This window comes from Chryseobacterium sp. C-71, assembly GCF_020911865.1.
GTDB lineage: Bacteria > Bacteroidota > Bacteroidia > Flavobacteriales > Weeksellaceae > Chryseobacterium.
In genome coordinates, this window is sequence record NZ_CP087131.1 from 2,031,783 (window position 1) to 2,055,311 (window position 23,529).

The 23,529-nt window shown below is 37.7% G+C and carries 14 protein-coding genes, 3 tRNA genes and 3 rRNA genes; 7 read left to right on the plus strand and 13 right to left on the minus strand.

The window, feature by feature from the left end; translation table 11 throughout:
- The first annotated feature begins 4 nt into the window (after nt 1-4).
- From LNP04_RS09280 to LNP04_RS09310, 7 genes are all read left to right on the plus strand, one after another.
- Nucleotides 5-1,486: a SusD/RagB family nutrient-binding outer membrane lipoprotein gene (locus LNP04_RS09280; RefSeq protein ID WP_229986204.1), complete on the plus strand. Its 1,482-nt coding sequence runs from the start codon at nt 5-7 to the stop codon at nt 1,484-1,486.
- Between the two features lie 47 nt (nt 1,487-1,533).
- On the plus strand, nt 1,534-3,921 hold the full coding sequence (locus LNP04_RS09285) for a phosphocholine-specific phospholipase C (RefSeq protein WP_229986205.1): 2,388 nt from the start codon (nt 1,534-1,536) through the stop codon (nt 3,919-3,921).
- Between the two features lie 225 nt (nt 3,922-4,146).
- Nucleotides 4,147-4,725: a hypothetical protein gene (locus LNP04_RS09290; RefSeq protein ID WP_229986206.1), complete on the plus strand. Its 579-nt coding sequence runs from the start codon at nt 4,147-4,149 to the stop codon at nt 4,723-4,725.
- A gap of 95 nt (nt 4,726-4,820) precedes the next feature.
- A complete protein-coding gene (locus LNP04_RS09295; protein WP_229986207.1) occupies nt 4,821-5,621 on the plus strand; it encodes a WxL protein host-binding domain-containing protein in 801 nt (266 codons plus the stop codon).
- Nucleotides 5,614-8,340: a hypothetical protein gene (locus LNP04_RS09300; RefSeq protein WP_229986208.1), complete on the plus strand. Its 2,727-nt coding sequence runs from the start codon at nt 5,614-5,616 to the stop codon at nt 8,338-8,340. The genes LNP04_RS09295 and LNP04_RS09300 overlap by 8 nt, the downstream gene beginning before the upstream one ends.
- The gene (locus LNP04_RS09305) at nt 8,337-8,867 is read left to right on the plus strand and encodes a hypothetical protein (RefSeq protein WP_229986209.1); all 531 of its coding nucleotides are present in this window, start codon (nt 8,337-8,339) and stop codon (nt 8,865-8,867) included. The genes LNP04_RS09300 and LNP04_RS09305 overlap by 4 nt, the downstream gene beginning before the upstream one ends.
- 9 nt (nt 8,868-8,876) lie before the next feature.
- Nucleotides 8,877-9,383, plus strand: coding sequence for a hypothetical protein (locus LNP04_RS09310; protein WP_229986210.1), 507 nt, complete (start codon nt 8,877-8,879; stop codon nt 9,381-9,383).
- Nucleotides 9,384-10,282: 899 nt separating this feature from the next.
- Here the strand turns inward: LNP04_RS09310 and rrf are convergent.
- The 13 genes from rrf to LNP04_RS09375 all read right to left on the minus strand — a co-directional run bounded on the left by rrf (nt 10,283) and on the right by LNP04_RS09375 (nt 23,526).
- Nucleotides 10,283-10,390: ribosomal RNA gene (gene rrf, locus LNP04_RS09315) — 5S ribosomal RNA — on the minus strand.
- A gap of 143 nt (nt 10,391-10,533) precedes the next feature.
- Nucleotides 10,534-13,294: ribosomal RNA gene (locus LNP04_RS09320) — 23S ribosomal RNA — on the minus strand.
- Nucleotides 13,295-13,498: 204 nt separating this feature from the next.
- Nucleotides 13,499-13,571, minus strand: a tRNA-OTHER gene (locus LNP04_RS09325).
- Nucleotides 13,572-13,643: 72 nt separating this feature from the next.
- Nucleotides 13,644-13,717, minus strand: a tRNA-Ala gene (locus LNP04_RS09330).
- Nucleotides 13,718-13,806: 89 nt separating this feature from the next.
- Nucleotides 13,807-13,880, minus strand: a tRNA-Ile gene (locus LNP04_RS09335).
- Nucleotides 13,881-14,113: 233 nt separating this feature from the next.
- A 16S ribosomal RNA gene (locus LNP04_RS09340) occupies nt 14,114-15,630 on the minus strand.
- The 16S, 23S and 5S rRNA genes sit together here with 3 tRNA genes alongside, the layout of an rRNA operon.
- A 1,262-nt stretch (nt 15,631-16,892) precedes the next feature.
- Nucleotides 16,893-17,567, minus strand: coding sequence for a hypothetical protein (locus LNP04_RS09345; protein ID WP_229986211.1), 675 nt, complete (start codon nt 17,565-17,567; stop codon nt 16,893-16,895).
- Nucleotides 17,568-17,658: 91 nt separating this feature from the next.
- A complete protein-coding gene (gene rfbD, locus LNP04_RS09350) occupies nt 17,659-18,519 on the minus strand; it encodes a dTDP-4-dehydrorhamnose reductase (RefSeq protein WP_229986212.1) in 861 nt (286 codons plus the stop codon).
- Nucleotides 18,520-18,521: 2 nt separating this feature from the next.
- Nucleotides 18,522-19,007, minus strand: a complete 486-nt coding sequence (locus LNP04_RS09355; RefSeq protein ID WP_229986213.1) for a thioesterase family protein — start codon at nt 19,005-19,007, stop codon at nt 18,522-18,524.
- 68 nt (nt 19,008-19,075) lie between these two features.
- Entirely contained in the window at nt 19,076-19,579 is a 504-nt protein-coding gene (locus tag LNP04_RS09360) for an OmpH family outer membrane protein (protein ID WP_229986214.1), read from the minus strand.
- Between the two features lie 73 nt (nt 19,580-19,652).
- Complete coding sequence (locus tag LNP04_RS09365; RefSeq protein WP_229986215.1) at nt 19,653-20,204, minus strand: OmpH family outer membrane protein; 552 nt, start codon at nt 20,202-20,204, stop codon at nt 19,653-19,655.
- A gap of 5 nt (nt 20,205-20,209) precedes the next feature.
- Nucleotides 20,210-22,750: an outer membrane protein assembly factor BamA gene (gene bamA, locus LNP04_RS09370; RefSeq protein ID WP_229986216.1), complete on the minus strand. Its 2,541-nt coding sequence runs from the start codon at nt 22,748-22,750 to the stop codon at nt 20,210-20,212.
- Between the two features lie 26 nt (nt 22,751-22,776).
- On the minus strand, nt 22,777-23,526 hold the full coding sequence (locus tag LNP04_RS09375; RefSeq protein ID WP_229986217.1) for an isoprenyl transferase: 750 nt from the start codon (nt 23,524-23,526) through the stop codon (nt 22,777-22,779).
- Nucleotides 23,527-23,529: the final 3 nt, after the last annotated feature.

Consider the following 23,529-nt stretch of genomic DNA (forward strand, 5'->3'; position numbering starts at 1 on the left):
ACAAATGAAAAATAATATCTTAAAAATAGCAGTTTTAGCCGTTGGATTATTTACTCTTTCAGCTTGCGAAACCGATTTGGATAAAATCAACGAAAACCCGAATGACCAGGCTAATATCGACCCGAAATATCTTTTAACATACGTTTCAAAATCTGCATTTGCAGTTCAGGGAGATCCGATGTACGCTTCCAGAATGCTGATTGGTACCGATGGTGAAAATATTTACCAATACATGAAATGGAATGACGCTTCATTTGGTACGTACAGCACAGATTTGCTGAACACGATGAAAATGATGCAGGAAGCCGAAAGAATTAACAATAAAAATTATCAGGCAATTGGTAAGTTTTACAGAGCTTTTCATTTCTATAATTTAAGTTTAAAATTCGGAAGCATTCCTTATTCTGAAGCGATAAAAGGAGAATCGGGCATTACACAACCAAAATACGACAGTCAGGAAACGGTAATGGCAGGAGTTTTAAATGAACTGAAAGAAGCCAACGATTTAATCAATTCTTCAGATGCGATTGCTGGGGACATCATTTTCAACGGTGACGCTACAAAATGGAAAAAACTCATCAACTCGTTCCGTCTAAAAGTCTTGATGACTTTATCTAAAAAAACAACCATTGGCGGAATCAATATTGCCACGGAATTTGCATCCATTGCAGGAAGTCAGACTTTAATGACTTCCATTCAGGATAATGGTGAACTGAAATTTGCAGATGCTGCAGACAGCCGATACACAACTTTCAACAGCAGTGGTTATGGTTCTAGTTTGTATATGGCGAATTATTTTATCAATTTATTTAAAAACAGACAAGATCCGAGAATTTTTACGTTTGCAGAACAGACGACCTCGGCTAAAGAAAATGGTTTGGCAATTACCAACTTTAACGGTTACAACGGAGGAAATCCTAATTCACCTTATGCTGATAATGCCGCATTGATTATCGCTAAAAATATTTCAAAGGTCAACGAAAGATTTTATAAAGATGCAACCAACGAGCCTTCTTCCATTCTTTCTTATGCTGAGCTTGAATTTATTTTGGCCGAAGCCATAGCAAGAGGCTGGATTTCAGGATCTGCCAAAACGCATTATGACAATGCCATCAAAGCTAGTTTTCAGTTTTACCAGACATATGTAAAAAATTCGAATCAGTATTTTGCAGGATTTAATGTTGATAATTATTTGGCAGGTTCTTTAGTGGTTTATAATAATTCTGCGCCGCTTCAGACTCAGCTTGAAAAAATTATTACCCAAAAATATATGACCATGTTCCATCAAGGGCAATGGACATCTTATCAGGATTACTTGAGAACTGGTTACCCAAATCTGCCTTTGCAAACAGGAGTTACTGCGCCTTCAAGATTCAGATATCCACAGGTAGAATACAATTATAACAATACTAACCTTCAAGCTGCATTGGCTGCACAGTACAACGGTCAGGATAATATTACATCAAAACCTTGGTGGTTGCAGTAATAGAAAGCTAACAATTTTGTAATTTCAAGTCAAGAAACCGTAAGCAGATGATGATACTTGCGGTTTCTTTCTTACTTATTATTTTTGATATGAACAGGAGAGAATTTTTAGAAAAATCAGGCATTTTAATGGCCGGTTTGGGAACTTCAAGTATGTTGCATCCTGCAATTTTAAAAGCTTTAACCATAGAAGCTGCGACAGGATCTACATTTTATGATGCAGAACACGTTGTGATTTTGATGCAGGAAAACCGTTCTTTTGATCACGCTTTCGGATCTTTGAAAGGAGTTCGGGGATTTTTAGATCAAACTGCATTTGTAAAAGAAGATGGTCACTCGGTATTTTTTCAGAAAAATAATGATGGAAAATATGCTGCTCCGGGAAGATTAGATTTAAAAAATACCAAATCTACGTGGATGAGCTCACTCCCCCATTCTTGGTCTGATCAGCAACACGCTCTGAATGGAATGAAGTATGATAAATGGCTTCAGGCAAAAGCTTCAGGAAATAAAAATTATAAGGAAATGCCGTTGACTTTAGGTTATTACAATCGTGAAGATTTACCTTTTTACTATCAGTTGGCAGATTCATTTACTATTTTTGATCAGTATTTCTGTTCGTCATTAACGGGAACTACACCCAACAGATTATTTTTTTGGTCTGGAACGATTCGTGAACAGCAAAATGGCAAAGTAAAAGCCAATGTTTACAATGATAACATTGATTATGATAAAAACAGACAGGCAAGATGGAAAAGTTTTCCTGAAATATTAGAAGAAAAAGATGTCTCGTGGAGAATTTATCAAAACGAAATCAGTCTTCCGAAAGGAATGCCGGGTGAAGAAGAATCTTGGCTGAGCAATTTTACCGATAATCCCATTGAATGGTTTTCTAATTTTAATGTCAAATTTTCTACAGGTTACCATCAAAATATTCCCAATCTCATGAATCATTTAAAAACTGAAATTGAGAGAAATCCGAAAAACAAAGAACGTTTTGAAAATTTAATTAAAGAGCTTGAAGAAGATTTAATAAAATACCATCCTGACAATTTTGCAAAGCTTTCACAAAAAGAAAAAAATCTTCACAAAAAAGCATTCACCATCAATTCGTATGATCCTGATTACTGGAATTTAGAAGTGGGAAAAGATGAAAACGGTGAAAGGCTGGTTGTGCCGAAAGGTGATGTCTTACATCAGTTCAAAAAAGATGTACAAGACAAAAAACTTCCAACAGTTTCCTGGTTGGTTGCGCCTGAGAGGTTTTCTGATCATCCGGGTTCGCCTTGGTACGGAGCATGGTATATTTCTGAAGTTCTGAATATTCTTACACAAGATCCTGAAACCTGGAAAAAAACAATTTTCATTATAAATTATGATGAAAATGATGGTTATTTTGATCATATTATCCCTTTTGCTCCGCCCGTCAATCCTAATCAACCCGTTGATATTAACGGAAAAGAAGGTGTAGAATATGTGAATAAGAATCAGGAATATATGTCAAGTGCTGATCTTCGTGATAACGAAAGAATAGAGGGAACGGTCGGTTTAGGATTTCGTGTTCCGATGATTATAGCTTCACCTTGGACGAAAGGTGGTTTTGTCAACTCTCAGGTTTCTGATCATACTTCGGTTTTACAATTTCTTGAAAAATTTATAAAGAAAAAATATAATAAAGATGTAGCGATAGACAACATCAGCGATTGGCGTAGAGCAATCTGTGGTGACTTGACGTCAGCTTTCAACAAAGCTGAAAGCAAAATTCCTACAATGAATTATTTGGATCAAAAAGAGTATGCGAAGATCATTAATTCAGCAAAAAATAAACCTACACCCGATCTCAAATGGTATTCTGAAAAAGAAATCAATCATCAATTATTACAAATTCAGGAAAGAGGCATAAAACCATCCAACCCATTACCATACGACTATGAGGTCAATCTTAAAAATAATAAGATTGTAATGACCAACCTTAAAGATACTGCGGTACCTTTAATTATTTATGATAAAAATAAATTTGATACAGCAGATTATTATTTTTCTTATGCGCTCTATTCAAACAATGAGATCTCTCACGAAGTGAATGAGGCCGCATATAATTATGAAATATTAGGACCTAACGGTTTTGTAAGAAAATTTAAAGGAAATAAAAAAGAAGAGGTAGAAGTAACTTTATCAAATAACATTTCGAAAAATGAAGTAGAAATAAAACTGAAAAAGACTTCTGCTCACAAAACAGATATTATTTTAGAAAATCTGTATGACAGAGAAAAACAAGAAATCTCTCTCAAATCATCAGGAGAAAAAATTATTTTCAATCTTGATAAAACAAAAGGTTGGTACGATCTCAAAATAAAAACTGAAAATAACAACTGGCATTTTGCGGGAAGAATAGAATCAGGAAAACCTACAGTGACGGATCCTCATTGGTCTTAAAATAATTTAAAACTTAGATAAAATCTTACACAAAACAATGGGTAAGATTTTTTTTTTGCTGTTAGTTTTAGTCATAATTCACTAATCTATTTTTTATATATATTCAAAATACTATTTATTAACCATAGTAAAATATTGTAAACGAATAAGTAACAATAAAATATTATAATTAAATATTTCATATTGTAATGAATTTTTATTAACTTTAAATTCTAAAAATAACCCATGAGAAAAACAACATTAACTTTTGCTATGTCTTTAGCAGCTTTTGCTTTTTCAGCAAATCTAAAAGCGCAAGACAGCAACACAGACAATCACACTATCGGGATTACCGTTCCTGAAGTTGCACTCGTAGACATTGAGCCTGCTGCCAACAAAAACATAACTTTAGGATTTACAGCTCCTGACGAAGCTGGTCTTCCTATAGTTCCAAGTGGTACAAACAACGCACTTTGGCTGAATTATTCATCGATTAAATCGACAGATAACCCCACCCGCAATGTTTCGGTAACAGTTGATGCAATAATTCCCGGTATCGACATCAGAGTAACTGCTGCTGCAGCAACCGGTTCAGGAGGAGGAACTCTGGGAACTCCATCTGCACAGTTGACGCTAACTGCCGCAGATCAAACAATCATTTCCGGAATTGGAAGTGCTTACACTGGAGATGGCGCAAATAATGGTCACAATCTTACTTATGCTTTAGCGGCAGGAAGTGGATCTGGTACCATCGCTGCTTATGCAGATCTTGAAGCAACTACAACTGCTGTTGCGACCGTGACTTATACTATTTCGGATAACTAAATTCTGAAAAACATCTTTTAAACCCGGAGAAATTTAAAATTTAAGTTTCTCCTAGTTTTTCTTGTCTTTATGTTAAACTCAAACTTTACATTCATATGCTAAAGCGAATCATCTTTTTCATTATCCTGATGTTTTCATCTTTCCTTGTGAAAGCTAACATTGTCATTCTGAACGGGCTTTCACACAACTATAAAGTTGAAAACGGACAAGTTTATAAAGGAAAAATAAGCTTGGAAAACACGAGCAATCAACCGCAGAACATAAAAATATTTCTGCAGGATTTTAGTTATCAATCAGACGGATCTATACAGTATACTACTCCCAATACCAATCCTAAAAGCAATGCTGAATGGATTAAGATGAATACAAATTTAATCAACGTAAAATCAAAGGAAAAGACAGAAATCTTATACGAAATCACAGTTCCAAAACAAGTTACTGATGTAGGAAGCTATTGGAGTGTAATCATTGTAGAACCAGTAGACAACATTAAGCCAAGCAACGAAAAACAAGGCGTAAATATAACATCCATTGTTCGATACGCTATTCAAATCATCACTGATATAGATTCTGAAAAAGCAACGCCCAATCTGAAATTTGAAGGAGTAAAAATTGAAAAAGAAGATAAACTACAAATTTTAAAAATTGCAGTCGCCAACGAAGGAAATCTTTATTGTAAGCCGAGTATTACTATTGAGATATATAACAAAAAAAACGGAGACAAAATCGCAACTTTTTCAAGTCTGCCAATGGGGCTGCTACCACAGACTTCAAAATCGTTTTATATCGATATCAGTAAAATGCCTCCTGAAAAATACAATGCGGTTCTCATTGCCACTGATAAGGACGAAAATGCATTCGCACTTAATGTTGAACTAGAAATAAAGAATGATTAAAGCGTGGTTACTATATACTACCATTCTATTCCCAGCACTTCTTTTTTCTCAAAAAAAAGATAGTTTAAAGCCGGGAACTTCATCTTCTATTTCATTTACCATAGAAAACAAAACTTCAGAGAATAAAATATTTGACATTGCAATTGAAACGTCTCACCAATCAATCATTCCGATTTTAAAGAATGATCAGATAAAAATTTCGTCTAACGAGAGTACAATTCACATTGTTCCGTTAAAAATCGCTACAGAAACTCCACAAGGTCAACATAAAATTACAATAAAAGGAATCGAAAAAAATACAGGAGAAGAATTTATCCAAACTACAGATTTTATCGTTTCCGGAAACAGAAAACTTACATTGACCACGATTAATTCACCTGAATTTGTAAAAGCCGGAGAAACTATCAGATCAACTTTCCTTGTAAAAAACAACGGCAATGTTTCTGAAAATTTAATTTTAGAAAGTAAAAATGCAGTCGTTGATGAAGATATTAGTCTAAACTTACCTGCAGGAGAAGAAAAATTAATTACCATCACAAAAATCACCAACCCAGAATTAGGAAAAAATGAATTTATAAATCTAAATCTTACCGTTTATCCGGTAGGAAACCCCAAAGAGAATCAAACGATCTACACCAGCATTAAAATAATTTCAACACAGCCTATTGAAGATGATATTTTTCATAGAATTCCTATCTCTGCATCAATGTCTTTTGTCGGAATGCAAAACCGTGGCGAATATAATGACGGATTTCAAGGAGAAATTTATGGAAAAGGAAGTTTAGATCATGAAAATAAAAATCTTATGGAATTCCGTGCAATTACAAAAAATCCTGTGGAATTCAATTCTTTCACCCAATATGAAGAATATTTTGTGAATTACAAACGAGACAATTTATATATTCATCTCGGAGATAAAAATTTCTCTTCATCATTTTTAACGGAGTATGCAAGATATGGGCGTGGCGCCGAGGCCAGATTTGATTTAAAAAAAATAAGTTTTGGTGGTTTTTATAATCACCCAAGATTTTTCAGGGATATAAAAGATGAATTTAATTTTTATACAAAATTTAATATCTCCAAAGAATCAGAAATTACAGCTGGATATCTGTATAAAATCCCGAGAAAGGAAAACGTAAACTTTAGTTTTAGTAATTTTAGATTAGATTCTAATGCACATTTACCATACATCACTGCAAAATTTAAGCTCAACAATAACTTTGAAATTGCTGGAGAAACATCTTACAGCAAAACAGATAAAACAGAAGGAATGGCTTACATGTTGCAAACTCATGCAAATTTAAAACAGGTTAGCGGAAATCTTATGTATATGAGATCAAGCCCAGAATATGCAGGATATTTTAATAATACCAATACGTTTAATGGCAATCTACAGTTCAGGATTTCAAAAAAAATAAATTTAATTTCGACCTATACACAGGATGCAAGAAATTTTCAGAGAGACACTTTATTTCTTGCAGCACCATATCGAAAATATCTGCAGTACGGAATTCAGTATAAATATTTACCCAGCAGTTCAGTCATGTTTTATAACGGGTTTCAAAGATATGAAGATCGATTGATACCGAAAGAATTTGATTATAAAGAACAATTTTTCAAAATAAGCATTGATCAGCAAATCGGAATTTTTCAATTGAATTTTGAAGGACAATTTGGTAATACTAATAACTTCTTGTCTGGATTTTCGGGCAATTCAAGTATTTACACAGCGAATGTAGGTTTCGAAAAGTTTAAAACTTCATTTAATCTATATGGAAGTTATGCGGTCACTTCACGCTATCAGCTGCAAAACCAGAAACAGTTTTATTACGGTGCGAGAATGATGAGCCGATTTTCTGATAAAACCAGCTTCAGTTTATTTTATCAGAATAATTATATGCCTGAAGATTATTATACCGACCGAAATCTTTTTGAACTTCTTTTTCATCAACAACTTGTACGAGGTCATGACTTTGATTTGTCTGCACGATACAATTTGCAAAGAGGAGAAATGGGAAATAAAGATTTTATTTTCTCACTTCGCTACACCTTAAGAATGAATGTTCCGACGCAAAAAACTGCAGAATACACAACACTTTCCGGAACGATCAACAATCTTGCAGTAAAAAATGTTGACGGCATCCGTTTGATTTTAGGAAATCATCTTTCGGTAACAGACAAAAACGGAAATTATATATTCAAAAATATAAATCCCGGAGAATACGTTTTGGAAATCGACCGATCAACAACAGAAATCAATGATATTCCTGATGTCAGTTTACCGATTTCTTTAGTTTTAAATCAAAAAAAAAATGTTTTTAATTTCGGGTTAACAAGTGCAGCGAGTATTCAGGGGAAAATTGAGTACTCTGAGCCAGAAAGTAAATTAAGTTTTGCACAACTTCCACTTAAAAAAAATAGAAAGAAAAAAGAAAATTTAATTATTGAAGCTTCAAACGGAGAACAGACCTTTAGAAAGCTAGCGGTAATCGGGCAAAATTTTGATTTTACTTATTTGCGTCCCGGAGATTGGAAAATTAAGGTGTACAGAAATGGTTTAGATAAAAAATATAAAATCCCTATCGATCAGTTTGATATAAATCTAAAACCATCAGAATCAAAAAACATCATCATCAATGTTATAAAACAGCAATCTGAAATAAAATATCAGCAAGAGAGTATAAAAGTGAGTTACATCGAAAATAAAAAACAAAAATGAATTATTTTAAAATATCAATTTTAGCAGTTTGCTTATTTTCCTGTAATCTATTTTCACAAACAACGGGAAACAGAACGGTCGGCATCACATTACCTGTTGTAACGTTGATGGATATTGAACCCGCAGGAAATATTACAATGAATTTTACGGCACCTACTGATGCCGGAGGACAATTGATTGCGCCCGCTCCCAACACCTCGAAGTGGATCAACTACACATCTGCAATCGTATCAGGTGGAACTACAAGGAGAATTACTGCCTCAGTAAATCAGGTGATACCGGGAGTTAATGTCAGACTCCAAGCTGCAACAGCATCAGGCGGAGCCGGCGTTTTCGGAACTCCAAGTGCAACAGTAACTTTATCTACAACTGCACAAACAATTATCAGCGGAATTGGTGGAGCACATACCGGCAATGGCGCAAATAATGGACATCAAATAACCATCACATTATCTGCCAACACATATGCTAATTTATCTGCGAGAACAAATACACCGATTGTAATCACCTATACCATCACTGAATAACCGAAGATTATGAAGATTAAAACAAGATTGTTAAAATATTATTATATTATCATTTTATTAGTTTTTGCAGCAAGTATGAAATCTCAGACCTTAACTGTAGGTGGAACAAACTGGACTGTACCTATAGTTCCTATTACAGAAGCAGGAAATAATTATTCCGGAACTTACGAAAGTGCTGCCAACCAAATTCTTTTGGCGGCTTCCGTTCCCCTACTTTTAGGAACTGCAAAAGTATCTGTGCATTATGAACCCAACCCGACTTGGCATAATTCATTGCTCTTAGCAGCTAAGAGAACAGGAAATGGTACAACGCTCTGCGTACTTTGTACCATAACAGGTGGAACGACCTATTTGCCGTTTACCCAAACTGATGTTGAATTATTCAGAATTCAAGCAGTTTTAGCATTAGCTTCATACACCAATATTCCAATTCAAATGCAATTGAGTGGAGTTTCAGTAACTACTCCAGTTGCCAGTTACAACAGCAGAATAGTTTTTACAATTAGTGGGCTTTAAACTTCTCTCCTTTATCAGAAGCTTTATCCAGCTCTCCACTGTATCTTTTTGTGCCTGTGCTTTGTCCTTGCAACAAAAAAGGATGCCGTTGCGATCTGGGCTAGGGGTGACTGCATTCTTTTGATTATCTGTCAAAACAATCATTTTTTTCGTTCTCAAATCTTGCTTTGGGCTTTAGGCTTTAGGCTTTAGGCTTTAGGCTTTAGGCTTTAGGCTTTAGGCTTTAGGCTTTAGGCTTTAGGCTTTAGGCTTTAGGCTTTAGGCTTTAGGCTTTAGGCAAAATTACATTTTCTGGATATATTTTAAAAGGTAATGATTTCTTACTATTTCATTATAATCAAGGTTTTTGCAATCATCTTAAACGATTCAAAATACGTACTACAAATAGTTCTGCAATAAGTACAACTGCTTGAAAAGCCGCAGAGCGGCGGACTGTTAATAGAAAAAGAATACAGCTCACGGATGGAGAAGCTCCTTAGGAGCGACCTGTACATTATTTCAACCCCTGAGACAAATCACTTCTTAGATGATAAACAGATATCGATCCGACGGAATGCACTTTTCCCCGCATTAACTTTTCCTACACAAATATCCTTCCTACGGAGCAACTTGTAATGTCGTTAAAAAAATATAAATGGTGGAATAGATAGCCTTCCATAGGAACGCGTCAGCTTTTTTCTACATAGATATTGCTTTTAAGGAGCAACTGTTTAGATTCTTGCTTTCGATAGATTACATTCAACTTGAACTTTCATCAACTTCTTTCCCCAAACCGGATCTCAAACCTTGAATATTGGAGGTTAAAATTTGATTTACAGATGGCGGATTCGTTTACTTTTAGGTAGATTTAGAACAAAAAAAAGTCTCATACAACTGAATGTATGAGACTTTTAAATAAAAACTGGCGGCGACCTACTCTCCCGCTTTCGCAGTACCATCGGCGCTGGTGGGCTTAACTTCTGTGTTCGGAATGGGAACAGGTGAGCCCCACCGCTAAAACCACCCTAAAGGTTGTATATGGTTGTCAGTTTTTGGTTGATTGTTGATGGTATGATACTATCAACTGTCAACTCCCTACTGTCAACTGTTTTATCGATAAAAATGTTCACAAAGAGAGAACCTTGATTGCGCAATTAAGGCTTGCCAATTAGGCAATAAATCTACGGGTAATTAGTACTACTCGGCTATGCTGTTACCAACTTTACACCTGTAGCCTATCAACGTCGTCATCTCCAACGACCCTTAAAAGATGTCTCATCTTGAGGCGAGTTTCGCACTTATATGCTTTCAGTGCTTATCTCTTCCAAACGTAGCTACTCAGCGGTGCACCTGGCGGTACAACTGATACACCAGAGGTTTGTTCAATTCGGTCCTCTCGTACTAGAATCAAGCCCTCTCAAACATCTAACGCCCGCAATAGATAGAGACCGAACTGTCTCACGACGTTCTGAACCCAGCTCGCGTGCCACTTTAATGGGCGAACAGCCCAACCCTTGGGACCTTCTCCAGCCCCAGGATGTGACGAGCCGACATCGAGGTGCCGAACCTCCCCGTCGATGTGAGCTCTTGGGGGAGACTAGCCTGTTATCCCCGGAGTACCTTTTATCCTATGAGCGATGGCCCTTCCATACGGAACCACCGGATCACTATGTCCTGCTTTCGCACCTGATCGACTTGTAGGTCTCACAGTCAAGCACCCTTATGCCATTACACTCTACGCACGGTTACCAAGCGTGCTGAGGGTACCTTTGAAAGCCTCCGTTACTCTTTTGGAGGCGACCACCCCAGTCAAACTACCCACCACGCAGTGTCCTTGATAAATCAAGTTAGGCTCCAAGTAAGTAAAGGGTGGTATTTCAACGTTGACTCCACAAACACTAGCGTGCCTGCTTCAAAGTCTCCCACCTATCCTACACATTACTTACTCAAAGTCAATACGAAGTTATAGTAAAGGTTCACAGGGTCTTTTCGTCCCATTGCGGGTAAACGGCATCTTCACCGTTACTACAATTTCACAGAGCTCATGGTTGAGACAGTGCCCAGATCGTTACACCATTCGTGCAGGTCGGAACTTACCCGACAAGGAATTTCGCTACCTTAGGACCGTTATAGTTACGGCCGCCGTTTACTGGGGCTTCAGTCAAACGCTTCGCATTGCTGCTAACGCCCTTCCTTAACCTTCCAGCACCGGGCAGGTGTCAGACCCTATACAGCATCTTTCGATTTAGCAGAGTCCTGTGTTTTTGATAAACAGTCGCCTGGGCCTCTTCACTGCGGCCAGCATTGCTGCTGGCGTCTCTTCTTCCGAAGTTACGAGACTATTTTGCCTAGTTCCTTAACCATGATTCACTCTAGCACCTTAGGATTCTCTCCTCGACTACCTGTGTCGGTTTTGGTACGGGTTGCTTCACTTCGGCTTTTCTTGGAAGCACTTTCCTTACAGCAACTTCGCCCGAAGGCTAGGTCTTGACTATTCCGTCAGTCTCCAGTAAGTACGGCACTCCGTCCCCTTTTTAGTGTGAGCAAGTATGGGAATATTAACCCATTGTCCATCCACTACCCCTTTCGGGTTCGCGTTAGGTCCCGACTAACCCTCAGCTGATTAGCATGGCTGAGGAAACCTTAGTCTTTCGGTGAGCGGGTTTCTCGCCCGCTTTATCGTTACTTATGCCTACATTTTCTTTTCTGTACGCTCCACCAAGCCTCACGACTCAGCTTCTGTGCAAACAGAATGCTCCCCTACCAGATACAACCCTAAGTTGTAAATCCATAGCTTCGGTACTCTATTTATGCCCGATTATTATCCATGCCGGACCGCTCGACTAGTGAGCTGTTACGCACTCTTTAAATGAATGGCTGCTTCCAAGCCAACATCCTAGCTGTCAATGCAGTCCAACCGCGTTGCTTCAACTTAATAGAGATTTGGGGACCTTAGCTGTTGGTCTGGGTTCTTTCCCTCTCGGACACGGACCTTAGCACCCGCGCCCTCACTGCCGTGGAACATTTATTAGCATTCGGAGTTTGTCAGGAATTGGTAGGATTTGACTCCCCCGCATCCAATCAGTAGCTCTACCTCTAATAAACTTATACACGACGCTGCACCTAAATGCATTTCGGGGAGTACGAGCTATCTCCCAGTTTGATTGGCCTTTCACCCCTACCCACAGGTCATCCGAAGACTTTTCAACGTCAACCGGTTCGGTCCTCCACTTTGTGTTACCAAAGCTTCAACCTGCCCATGGGTAGATCACAAGGTTTCGCGTCTAATACTACTAACTAAGCGCCCTATTCAGACTCGCTTTCGCTCCGGCTCCGTACCTGAAGTACTTAACCTCGCTAGTAACATTAACTCGTAGGCTCATTATGCAAAAGGCACGCCGTCACCCAACTTGTGGGCTCCGACCGCTTGTAGGCGTACGGTTTCAGGTTCTATTTCACCCTTCTATTCGAAGTGCTTTTCACCTTTCCTTCACAGTACTTGTTCACTATCGGTCTTTCAGGAGTATTTAGCCTTGGAGGATGGTCCCCCCATATTCAGACAGGATTTCACGTGTCCCGCCCTACTCATTTATCATCTAAATATACCTTTCATGTACGGGGCTATCACCCTCTATGGCTGTTCTTTCCAGAACATTCTATTAAATATATAAAGACTTTTGGGCTAATCCGCGTTCGCTCGCCACTACTTACGGAATCTCTTCGATTTCTTTTCCTCAGGGTACTTAGATGTTTCAGTTCTCCTGGTTTGCTCCTCTTACGAGGTGACATGTCTTCAACATGCCGGGTTGCCCCATTCGGACATCTGCGGATCAATTCGTGTGTGCCGATCCCCGCAGCTTTTCGCAGCTTACCGCGTCCTTCTTCGCCTCTGAAAGCCTAGGCATCCGCCATACGCCCTTAACGATTTCTTTCCTAATTATTAATTAGTTCAGTATTTTTTGTCTAACATCGCTGTTAAACTATTTTGTAAACTCAAACGCTTAATTGCGCTCGGTTTTCTCTTTGTGATATTTTTACCGTTAATGTCAATGATCTTATGTCTTTCTGCTTGTCTGATAAATGAATATTTGTTTTGGCTCTATTCATCTTACTTTTAAATCAAACTCGCAAAACTGTGGAGAATAAGGGAGTCGAACCCTTGACCTTCCCGATGAATCGGGATGCTCTAGCCCCTATCGGCTAAAATCCTTTGTTTTCTTTTTTAAATAACTTCTATTCTTGTTACATCTCTGTAATCTTTTCATTACTTTTCAGTAATTGTGGAGAATAAGGGAGTCGAACCCTTGACCTCCTGCGTGCAAGGCAGGCGCTCTAGCCAGCTGAGCTAATTCCCCTCTAGTTGAGTTGGCGAGTGATTGTGTTGGAGGGTTTGAGCGTTAACTCATTATCTCTTATACTCTCAAACTCCTGTACTCAAAATTAGTAGTCTCGGGCAGGCTCGAACTGCCGACCTCTACATTATCAGTGTAGCGCTCTAACCAGCTGAGCTACGAGACTTCATGTTTTTAGTTGTCGGTTGTCGGTTTTTAGTTGTTAGCTTTAATACTAACTTCTAATGATCTAACCTCTAACTTCTGTAACTAAAATCTCTCTTTCCCTGATACTAATTTCTAGTGGGTTTTGTATTTTTATAATATAAGCAACCGAGTAAAAAACTAAAACGTTTTCTTTTAAGCAAGTACATGGTACAGTAAAGTACCTTTATTTGTTTAACGTCGAAAGACGCTCTAAAATGAGATGTTCCAGCCGCACCTTCCGGTACGGCTACCTTGTTACGACTTAGCCCTAGTTACCTGTTTTACCCTAGGCAGCTCCTGTTACGGTCACCGACTTCAGGTACCCCAGACTTCCATGGCTTGACGGGCGGTGTGTACAAGGCCCGGGAACGTATTCACCGCGCCATGGCTGATGCGCGATTACTAGCGATTCCAGCTTCATAGAGTCGAGTTGCAGACTCCAATCCGAACTGAGACCGGCTTTCGAGATTTGCATCACATCGCTGTGTAGCTGCCCTCTGTACCGGCCATTGTATTACGTGTGTGGCCCAAGGCGTAAGGGCCGTGATGATTTGACGTCATCCCCACCTTCCTCTCTACTTGCGTAGGCAGTCTCACTAGAGTCCTCAACTGAATGTTAGCAACTAGTGACAGGGGTTGCGCTCGTTGCAGGACTTAACCTAACACCTCACGGCACGAGCTGACGACAACCATGCAGCACCTTGAAAATTGCCCGAAGGAAGGTCTATTTCTAAACCGATCAATTCCCATTTAAGCCTTGGTAAGGTTCCTCGCGTATCATCGAATTAAACCACATAATCCACCGCTTGTGCGGGCCCCCGTCAATTCCTTTGAGTTTCAAACTTGCGTTCGTACTCCCCAGGTGGCTAACTTATCACTTTCGCTTAGTCTCTGAATCCGAAGACCCAAAAACGAGTTAGCATCGTTTACGGCGTGGACTACCAGGGTATCTAATCCTGTTCGCTCCCCACGCTTTCGTCCATCAGCGTCAGTTAAGACATGGTAACCTGCCTTCGCAATTGGTGTTCTAAGTAATATCTATGCATTTCACCGCTACACTACTTATTCCAGCTACCTCTACCTTACTCAAGACCCGCAGTATCAATGGCAGTTTCATAGTTAAGCTATGAGATTTCACCACTGACTTACGAGTCCGCCTACGGACCCTTTAAACCCAATAAATCCGGATAACGCTTGCACCCTCCGTATTACCGCGGCTGCTGGCACGGAGTTAGCCGGTGCTTATTCATACTGTACCTTCAGCTACTTACACGTAAGTAGGTTTATCCCAGTATAAAAGAAGTTTACAACCCATAGGGCCGTCGTCCTTCACGCGGGATGGCTGGATCAGGCTCTCACCCATTGTCCAATATTCCTCACTGCTGCCTCCCGTAGGAGTCTGGTCCGTGTCTCAGTACCAGTGTGGGGGATCACCCTCTCAGGCCCCCTAAAGATCATTGACTTGGTGAGCCGTTACCTCACCAACTATCTAATCTTGCGCGTGCCCATCTCTATCCACCGGAGTTTTCAATAAAAAACGATGCCGTTTCTTATATTATGGGGTATTAATCTTCCTTTCGAAAGGCTATCCCCCTGATAAAGGTAGGTTGCACACGTGTTCCGCACCCGTGCGCCGCTCTCAAAGATCCGAAGATCTTCTACCGCTCGGCTTGCATGTGTTAGGCCTCCCGCTAGCGTTCATCCTGAGCCAGGATCAAACTCTCCATTGTATGTTTGTCTGACTCACTCAAAGTTTTGACGCTTTAGTTTTTCCTTACTTGGTTGTTATATCTATTTTTCAATGATCTCTCTTCTTCCGCTTCCTCAGCTACCCTTTTCTGTCGTTGGGCGTTGCCGTATTTGCGTGTGCAAAAGTAATAACTTATTTCTAATTGACCAAATGTTTTTTGAAGAAATTTTAAAGTTTTTTAAGTAACCCTAAACTCTTTTCTCAAACCCTTAATCCGCTACTCCTGCGCTCCCCGTATTGGGATTGCAAAGATACAAATCTTTTCTAAACTCACAAATTTTTATCGCTAAAAATTTTAATGAATGTTTCTTGATCTACATCCTATTAAAGTAACTTAAATTATCCGCCCGGAGGCGCTCCTGCGCTACTGATATACTCTCGTTTTCAGTGGGGCAAAAGTAGTACGTTTATACCCCTACTTCCAAATCTATTTAACATAAAATTCATATTTTATTCATATTTGATGCTAAATAGCTGAAAACATGAGAGAAAAATTTTTATGAAACTGGAGGTTGGAGGATGGAGGACGGGGGTTTGTGTCGGGAGAAGTTAGAGAGTTTGTTTGTTGGAGCTTTTGAAAGGTTTTGAAAGGTGGCATGAATGACTGTGAGCGTGAATGTTAGGAAAGACTAGAACGAGGAGCATTCAAAAAGGAGGATTGGAGAAGCACAGAGTGGCAGGGAGCGGGTGAAGAATTAGCAATATGATGTGCCGCTCCTACGGAGCTCATCTTCTTTACTGTAAATTACACTACAAACAGGACGCTCCCATGGAGCTCAAAATTTATACTATCCGACTATCTATGAACAGTGAGCTCCGCAGGAGCTCAAAATTTTAATCTTGGTAATAATATCTACAAATAGACCGCTCCTAAAGGATCTCAAACTTTAGACTATCTATATATAGTATAAACAGTGGCTCCTCGGAGTTAAATCTTTCATGTCAACGAGTCAGGCTATGAATGTGGCGCTACTGAGCGAACTCAGGCATTCATTTTTTAAATGCAGGTTATTTACTCTGACAAATATTAATATAATGACCTCCACCCTAGCCCCCATAGAAAAGGTTACCCCGCAGCAAGCGCCAGGAAAAACATTGGAGCGAGGAGCACGAGTGGAGAGCGGGAAAAAGCCGCTAATAAAATGCAATATAAGGGAAGTGTTAAAAATGAAAACAGTTTCATGTAAAAGAAAAGCCCCAGAAATTCTCTGAGGCAATATTTTAAGATTTTTTAAATTAGTATTACTTTACTTCCTGATAAATGACCGTAAGAAATTCTGCGAAGGATTTTTCCAATCCAACGATGTCACCAGATTTTAGATGAAGAGTTCCGTCGTTTTGGGAACTGTTTGCTAATCGTGCTGAAGAAATCTGATAATATTGATCTGCACTTTTTGCACCTTTCTGAATTTTTATTGTAGAACCCAAAAGTTTCTTTGTTGAAATGGTGTATACTTCACCAGAAACTAGGGGAATCTTTAAATAAGTACGTGGAGAAATATTGTAGTCTTTTCTATTGATGCTTATCTTTTGATCTTTTGATGAGGATGCAAACAGATATAGATCACCTTGTTCCTGTGGCAATTTTTCGGAAGAAATATAATAGAGCTTAAATCTATAATTTGAAGCATTAAATTTCTGGAAATTACCATCGACATTTTCGAATGGTTTTACAGTGTAAGAGTTGGCTCCAACTTCTTTTGCTTTCTTATAGATCTGAGAAAATACAGCAGCATCGTCATTTGAGAATCCCTGAACTTCGATTTCACCCAAATATTCTGCGTTGCTGGTTTCTATAGTATGGTATAGAAATTTATCCTGATTCTCATTCGTTTTTTCGACTTTAGTCAAGAACACGTTTTGCGCATTGATTATTTGAACAAAGAAAACCAATAAAGCAATGATAAGATTTTTCATATGAGATATCTATTGTTTTTAAAGAACATACTATCGCCCATATTCATATTGGTTTCAAAATAAAACAACATATGACGATTTAATATTAAAATTATTTAGAAAGAATTTCTACGCAATCTTCCAGGCTATTTTCCCAATGCTTGGGTTCTATTTTATAAATTTCTTCAATTTTATCTAAGCACATCGTACTTCTCTTTGGTCTTTTTGCCGGAGTTGGGTATTGCTCAGTGGTTAAAGAATTTAATTTCACAGATGATTTTGAAAAGTCTGCGATTTTTTTAGCAAATTCAAACCATGTGGTTTCAGGATAATTTGAGAAATGAAAAATTCCAAAAGTTTTTTTCGGGTTTTCTATGATTTCAAAGATTGCTTCTGCCAAATCGTTTGCGTTGGTAGGTTGCCCAAACTGATCACCCACGATTCCTAATTCGTCTTTTTGTGAGAATAAATTCAGCATTGTTTTGACAAAATTCTTGTTAAACTCTGAGTACAACCAAGACGTTCTTAAAATAATGGTTTGAGGATTTGCTTCTAAAGCGAGTTCTTCACCAACTCTTTTAGACTCACCATATACTCCGATAGGATTTGTAAAATCATCTTCTGAATAATCTAAGTTGGTTTCGCCATCAAAAACATAGTCTGTAGAAACATGAATAAAAACAGTTTGATGCTCAGAACAAGCTTTTGCCAAATTTTCTACTCCATAAGCATTCACTGCAAATGCTTTTTCTTTTTCCTGCTCGGCAAGATCTACTGCGGTATATGCTGAAGCATTAATGCAGAATTCAGGTTTTTGTGCTGAAAAGAAATCATTGATTTGTTCTTCATTAGTTATATCTAAAGTTTTTGAATCTGTAAAAACGAATTCATAATCTAATTCAAAATTGGGAGCAATTTTCCTGATACAATTTCCTAATTGCCCATTGCTGCCTATCACTACTATTTTTTTCATTATTATGAATTTTTTGCGTTTTGCGATCTTAAAAATTTAACTCTTGGCTGGAAATCTTTCTGTTCTAAATTTACAAAGAATTTATGGAAAATATCTTTTATGTCTTCAGGGTGAACTTCTGATTTTCTTGTTTTGATATTAAAATAAATAACAGTGACCCAAAGAACCGCATGAACGGTTTTTTCATCGAGACTTTTCATTAAAATCTCCACCTTTGCCGTTCTGTCTTGTATTTCTATGGTTTTGCTGCTGATGACAACTTGGGTATTGTATCTCACTTCCCGTAAATATGCAATTTCGTTTTGAATAGCAATCCAGGTACAACCTGTTTTTTTTGTGTATTCTTCATAAGTGAAACCATAAAATTCTTCTACATGATCTTCTCTGGCGTTGAACATATAATCTAAATATTTCACATTATTCAGATGCCCGATAGGATCACAATCGCTGAATCTTATTTTTACCGTAGTTGATACTTCTTTTTCCATAGCGCAAAAATAAAAAAACCACCTCTAATAGAAGTGGTAGTTTTTATAAATCTTTGTTAATATCTCTATTAAGGCTGACCTAATTCTTTTTTAACAGCTGCAGTTGCATCAGGACCATTCTTGTAAACAAGACCAGTAGAGTTTGCATCCATGATATAATCGTAACCGTTTGCTTTAGCAACTTTGTTTACAACTTCCATCAATTTTTTCTCGATAGGCTCGAAAAGGGCATCCTGCTTAGCAGTAGCATCTTTTCTCATCTTATCTTCCATCTGAGCCATCTCTTCCTGAAGCTTTTGCATTTCCTCACCTCTTGCTTTATTTTCAGCTTCAGTTTTAGTAGGAGCTTCTTTAGTGTAAAGGGCATACTTAGTTTGTGCCGCTTCTCCTTTTTTCTTTATTTCAGCTTGTTTAGCATTTACAAAAGCTGTTAAATCTGCATCAGCTTTTTTCTTTTCTGGCATAGCATTAAGAATACCTGCGACATCTAACGTAGCCAATTTTTGGGCTTTTGCCATACCTACAGATACAACCATCATCGCTGCTGCAAATAATACACTTAATTTTTTCATAACGGGGTAATAAATAATTAATTTTGTTTTTAGATTTTAAATTTAAGCAAAAGTTAATTCTGAGGAACTAATTTTACTTTTTTTTACTTGATTTTTTTTCTTTATCTGTTGTTCCTTTTAATAAAATATCTAATACTTTGTCTGTATAGTCATATCTTTTTTCAAGAGAAATCACATTAATGTCGTTACTTTTATCAAGAACTATGCCCAAACCATTCTTTTGTACCATCGTTCTGATGGCTGTAAAGATTTGATCCTGGAATGGTTCTACTAAATTTGCTCTTAACTGATGAATCTCTCCTGTCTTTCCGAATCTTAAACTTGTAGTCGTTTTGATGTTTTTATCTAAATCTGCTACTTCCTTTTCTCTAAGCTTCAACTGATCACCTATCAATAAAACTTTTTCGTTTTCAAAGGCTGATTTTTTCTTGTCGTACTCAGCCTGCATACTTTGAAGTTCTTGCTCCCAAGTATCAATTTGTGAATTTAATCTTGCTTCTGCCTCTTTGTATTGCGGCATCATATTCAAAATATAATTGGTGTCAACAACTCCAACTTTCTGAGCATTGCTGAAGCCGAAAAGCAAAAGCGCTAAAGATGTGAAAAGTATTTTAAAATTCTTCATTTTTATTATAAAGATTGGTTCATTAGGAAGTGGGTCTTCGTTCCTGAAGGTTCTGTACCTAAAATAGTTTTATCAAAACCGTAAGCGAAGTCAAATCCGATCAATCCAAATGCTCCCATGTAAACTCTTACCCCTACCCCAACAGATCTTTTTAGCTGGAAAGGATTATAATTGCTCCAAGAGTTCCAAACGTTACCACCTTCCGCAAATGTCAATGCATAAATTTTGGCTGTCTGGCTCATTGAAATCGGATATCTTAATTCTAACGTAAATCTGTTGTAAATAGTACCTCCACCTTTCTGAGTAATATCATCAACGGTTCCTCCGTAAGTAGAAGCATTCTCATAACCTCTCAAAGGAATTAATTCTCTACCGTCAAATCTACCTCCGAAAAGTCCTGTACCACCGACATAGAATCTTTCAAATGGCGGAGCTCCCAATTGCTTGTTATACCCATCCATGAATCCCATTTCAGCAGAAGATCTTAAAACCAATTTACCTGCAACTTCGTTGTAAACATCTGCCTTGAATTTGATTTTATAGAATTCCATCCACTTATATTTGTCTGTAGGAGACATTGTAGAGTAATCTTTGTTGCTAAACAATGAATATGGCGGAGTAAACTTACCTGACAATTCGATATTAGAACCTGTTGTCGGGAAAATAGGATCGATACCGGCAGAGTTCCTGCTTAAACCAATATTTAAACTTAAGTTATTGGCATTACCGTACAATTCTGTAGTATCCCCAAACTCAAATGGATAGTTGCTGAAGTTATATTTTTGAAACTGAATACCAGTGTATAATGAGAAATAATCATCCGGCCATTTCAATAATCTGTTTAAACCTACCGTTGCCGAGAAAATATTTAATCTCTGATCCGGACCGCTTACCTGACTGTAATTTACTCTTGAGTTGTTTAAACTTACAGAAAGTGCAGTTGGTTTTGTTCCAAATAACCATGGTTCAACAAATGAAATACCGTAGTTCTGGAAGTACTGACCAGCTTGCGCCTGAATAGATAAAGTCTGTCCGTCACCCTGAGGAACCGGTCTGAAGTCTTTAAATTTCAAAAAGTTTCTAAGAGAGAAGTTGTTGAACGTCAATCCTAAAGTTCCGATAAAGCTGTTACCACCGTAACCTGCCTGCAACTGAACCTGAGAAGAACCTTTTTCAACTAATTTCCAATTGATATCAACGGTATTATCTTGTTGGTTAGGATTAATCTCCTGCCCAATCTGCTGTGGATCGAAGAAAGACATTCCCGCTAAATCAAAATAAGTTCTTTTGATCTCAGTTTTCTTGAACAATTCTCCTGGCTTCGTTCTTAAAGCTCTCAAAATAACATGATCATGGGTTGTTGTATTTCCTTCCCAAGTTACTCTGTTCCAAGTTGCCTGCTCTCCTTCATTGATTCTGATTTCGAGGTTGATATTATCTCCTGAAACAGATTTTTCTACCGGTGTAACATTCGAGAAAAGGTAACCGTTATTCATGTATATCGATTTGATATCAGAATCGTCTTCTTTACCTCCGTCTTCCCCAACTTTTTTGTTGAATCCTACTGCATCATAGATATCTCCTTTTTTATATCCTAAGATTCTCTGAAGATATTCTGTTGCGTAAACTGTATTTCCGGTAAAAGTAATATCACCGATGTAATATTTTTTACCTTCGCTCAGTTTGACGTTGATTTCGTAGTTATTTTTCTTATTTCTCCAAACAGAATCAGAAACAATTTGTGCATCTCTGTATCCTAAAGAGTTATAATAATTGATTAAACTCTGCTTGTCTTCCTGATATTTTTCTTCGATAAATTTTGAAGATTTTAAAATACCACCAATACCAAATCTTTTTTGTTTAGTTTCTTTGAATGCTTTCTTTCTTAATTTAGCATCAGTAACGCTTTCGTTACCTTCAAACTCGATATGGCTGATTTTCACTCTTCTGCCCTTATCTACATTAATCGTCCAGTCAACCAAATTAGGATCACCAGCATTTACCTTATCTTCGATGCTGATTTTAGCATCTGCAAAACCTTTTTTCACATAATCCTTGGGGATATTTGTTTTAAGGCTGGAGATAAGATTCTGAGTAATCTTTGTACCTGGCTTCAGATTATTATCTTTGGCTAATTTTTCGTTTTTAGATTTACCAATTCCTTTCCCAGTGAATTTCACTTCACCCAGGTCTTTTAAATCCTGAAGATAGAACTTCAAAACGACAGTTTTTCCTTCAATACTCTCTATATAAACTTCTACCTCAGAGAAAGATTGAGAATCCCAAAGCTTCTTGATACCGTTGCTGATTTTCTGCCCCGGAATATCAACTTCTTCACCTTTGGTAAGACCTGTAAATCTCAAGATTTGTGCAGGTGTATATTTTTTTACCCCATCAACAACAATGTCTTTCAGAGTGTAAGTTCCTGTTTGATTTTCCGCAAGAACAGAGGTAGTGTTTACCTTTGTGCTGTCTTGTGGCGTCACCTGTCCATAAAAATGTGCAGAAGCAGCAAACATAATGATGGGTAATAGTCTAAACTTCATTTTATCGTAATCTTTCTTTTCTTAATTTACTGGATTTGTATTTGTTCGCCCGTAAGGCCATATCGTCTTTCCTTGTTTTGATAATCTACAATACATTGGAAAAAGATATCTTTTGTGAAATCCGGCCACAAAACATTTAGAAACTGCAATTCTGCGTAGGCAATCTGCCAAAGTAGAAAGTTGCTTATCCTTATTTCGCCACTGGTTCTGATCAACAAATCTACAGGTGGAAAATCTTTGGTATAAAGATAGTTTTCAAATAATTTTTCATCAATATTTTCAATATCAACTTTACCTTCTTTTACGTCGGAGCTGATGTTTTTAACGGCATTAAGGATTTCGTTTTGCGAGCCGTAGCTTATCGCCAAAACCAAATTGCCTTTCGTGTTTTCTTTAGTTAAATCAACAACTTTTAAAAGCTGTTCTTTTACCAAAGTCGGTAATTTTTCCAGATTCCCGATTACGTGCATACGCAAACCTTTACTGAAGATTTCTTCGGCTTCCAAAAGCAAGGTTTCTGTAAGCAGAGACATCAGCGTATTTACTTCATCAGTAGGACGCTTCCAGTTTTCTGAGGAAAATGTGTAGAGTGTGAGATAGGGTATGTTGATTTCATTACATGCATTAATAGCATTTCTTACTGCATTAATGGCATTTTTGTGACCAAACGTTCTTTCTTCACCTCGAGATTTTGCCCATCTTCCATTGCCATCCATAATGATGGCTACGTGCTGCGGTAAATTCTCGGAATCTATTTTATCTTTAATCAACGACATAAT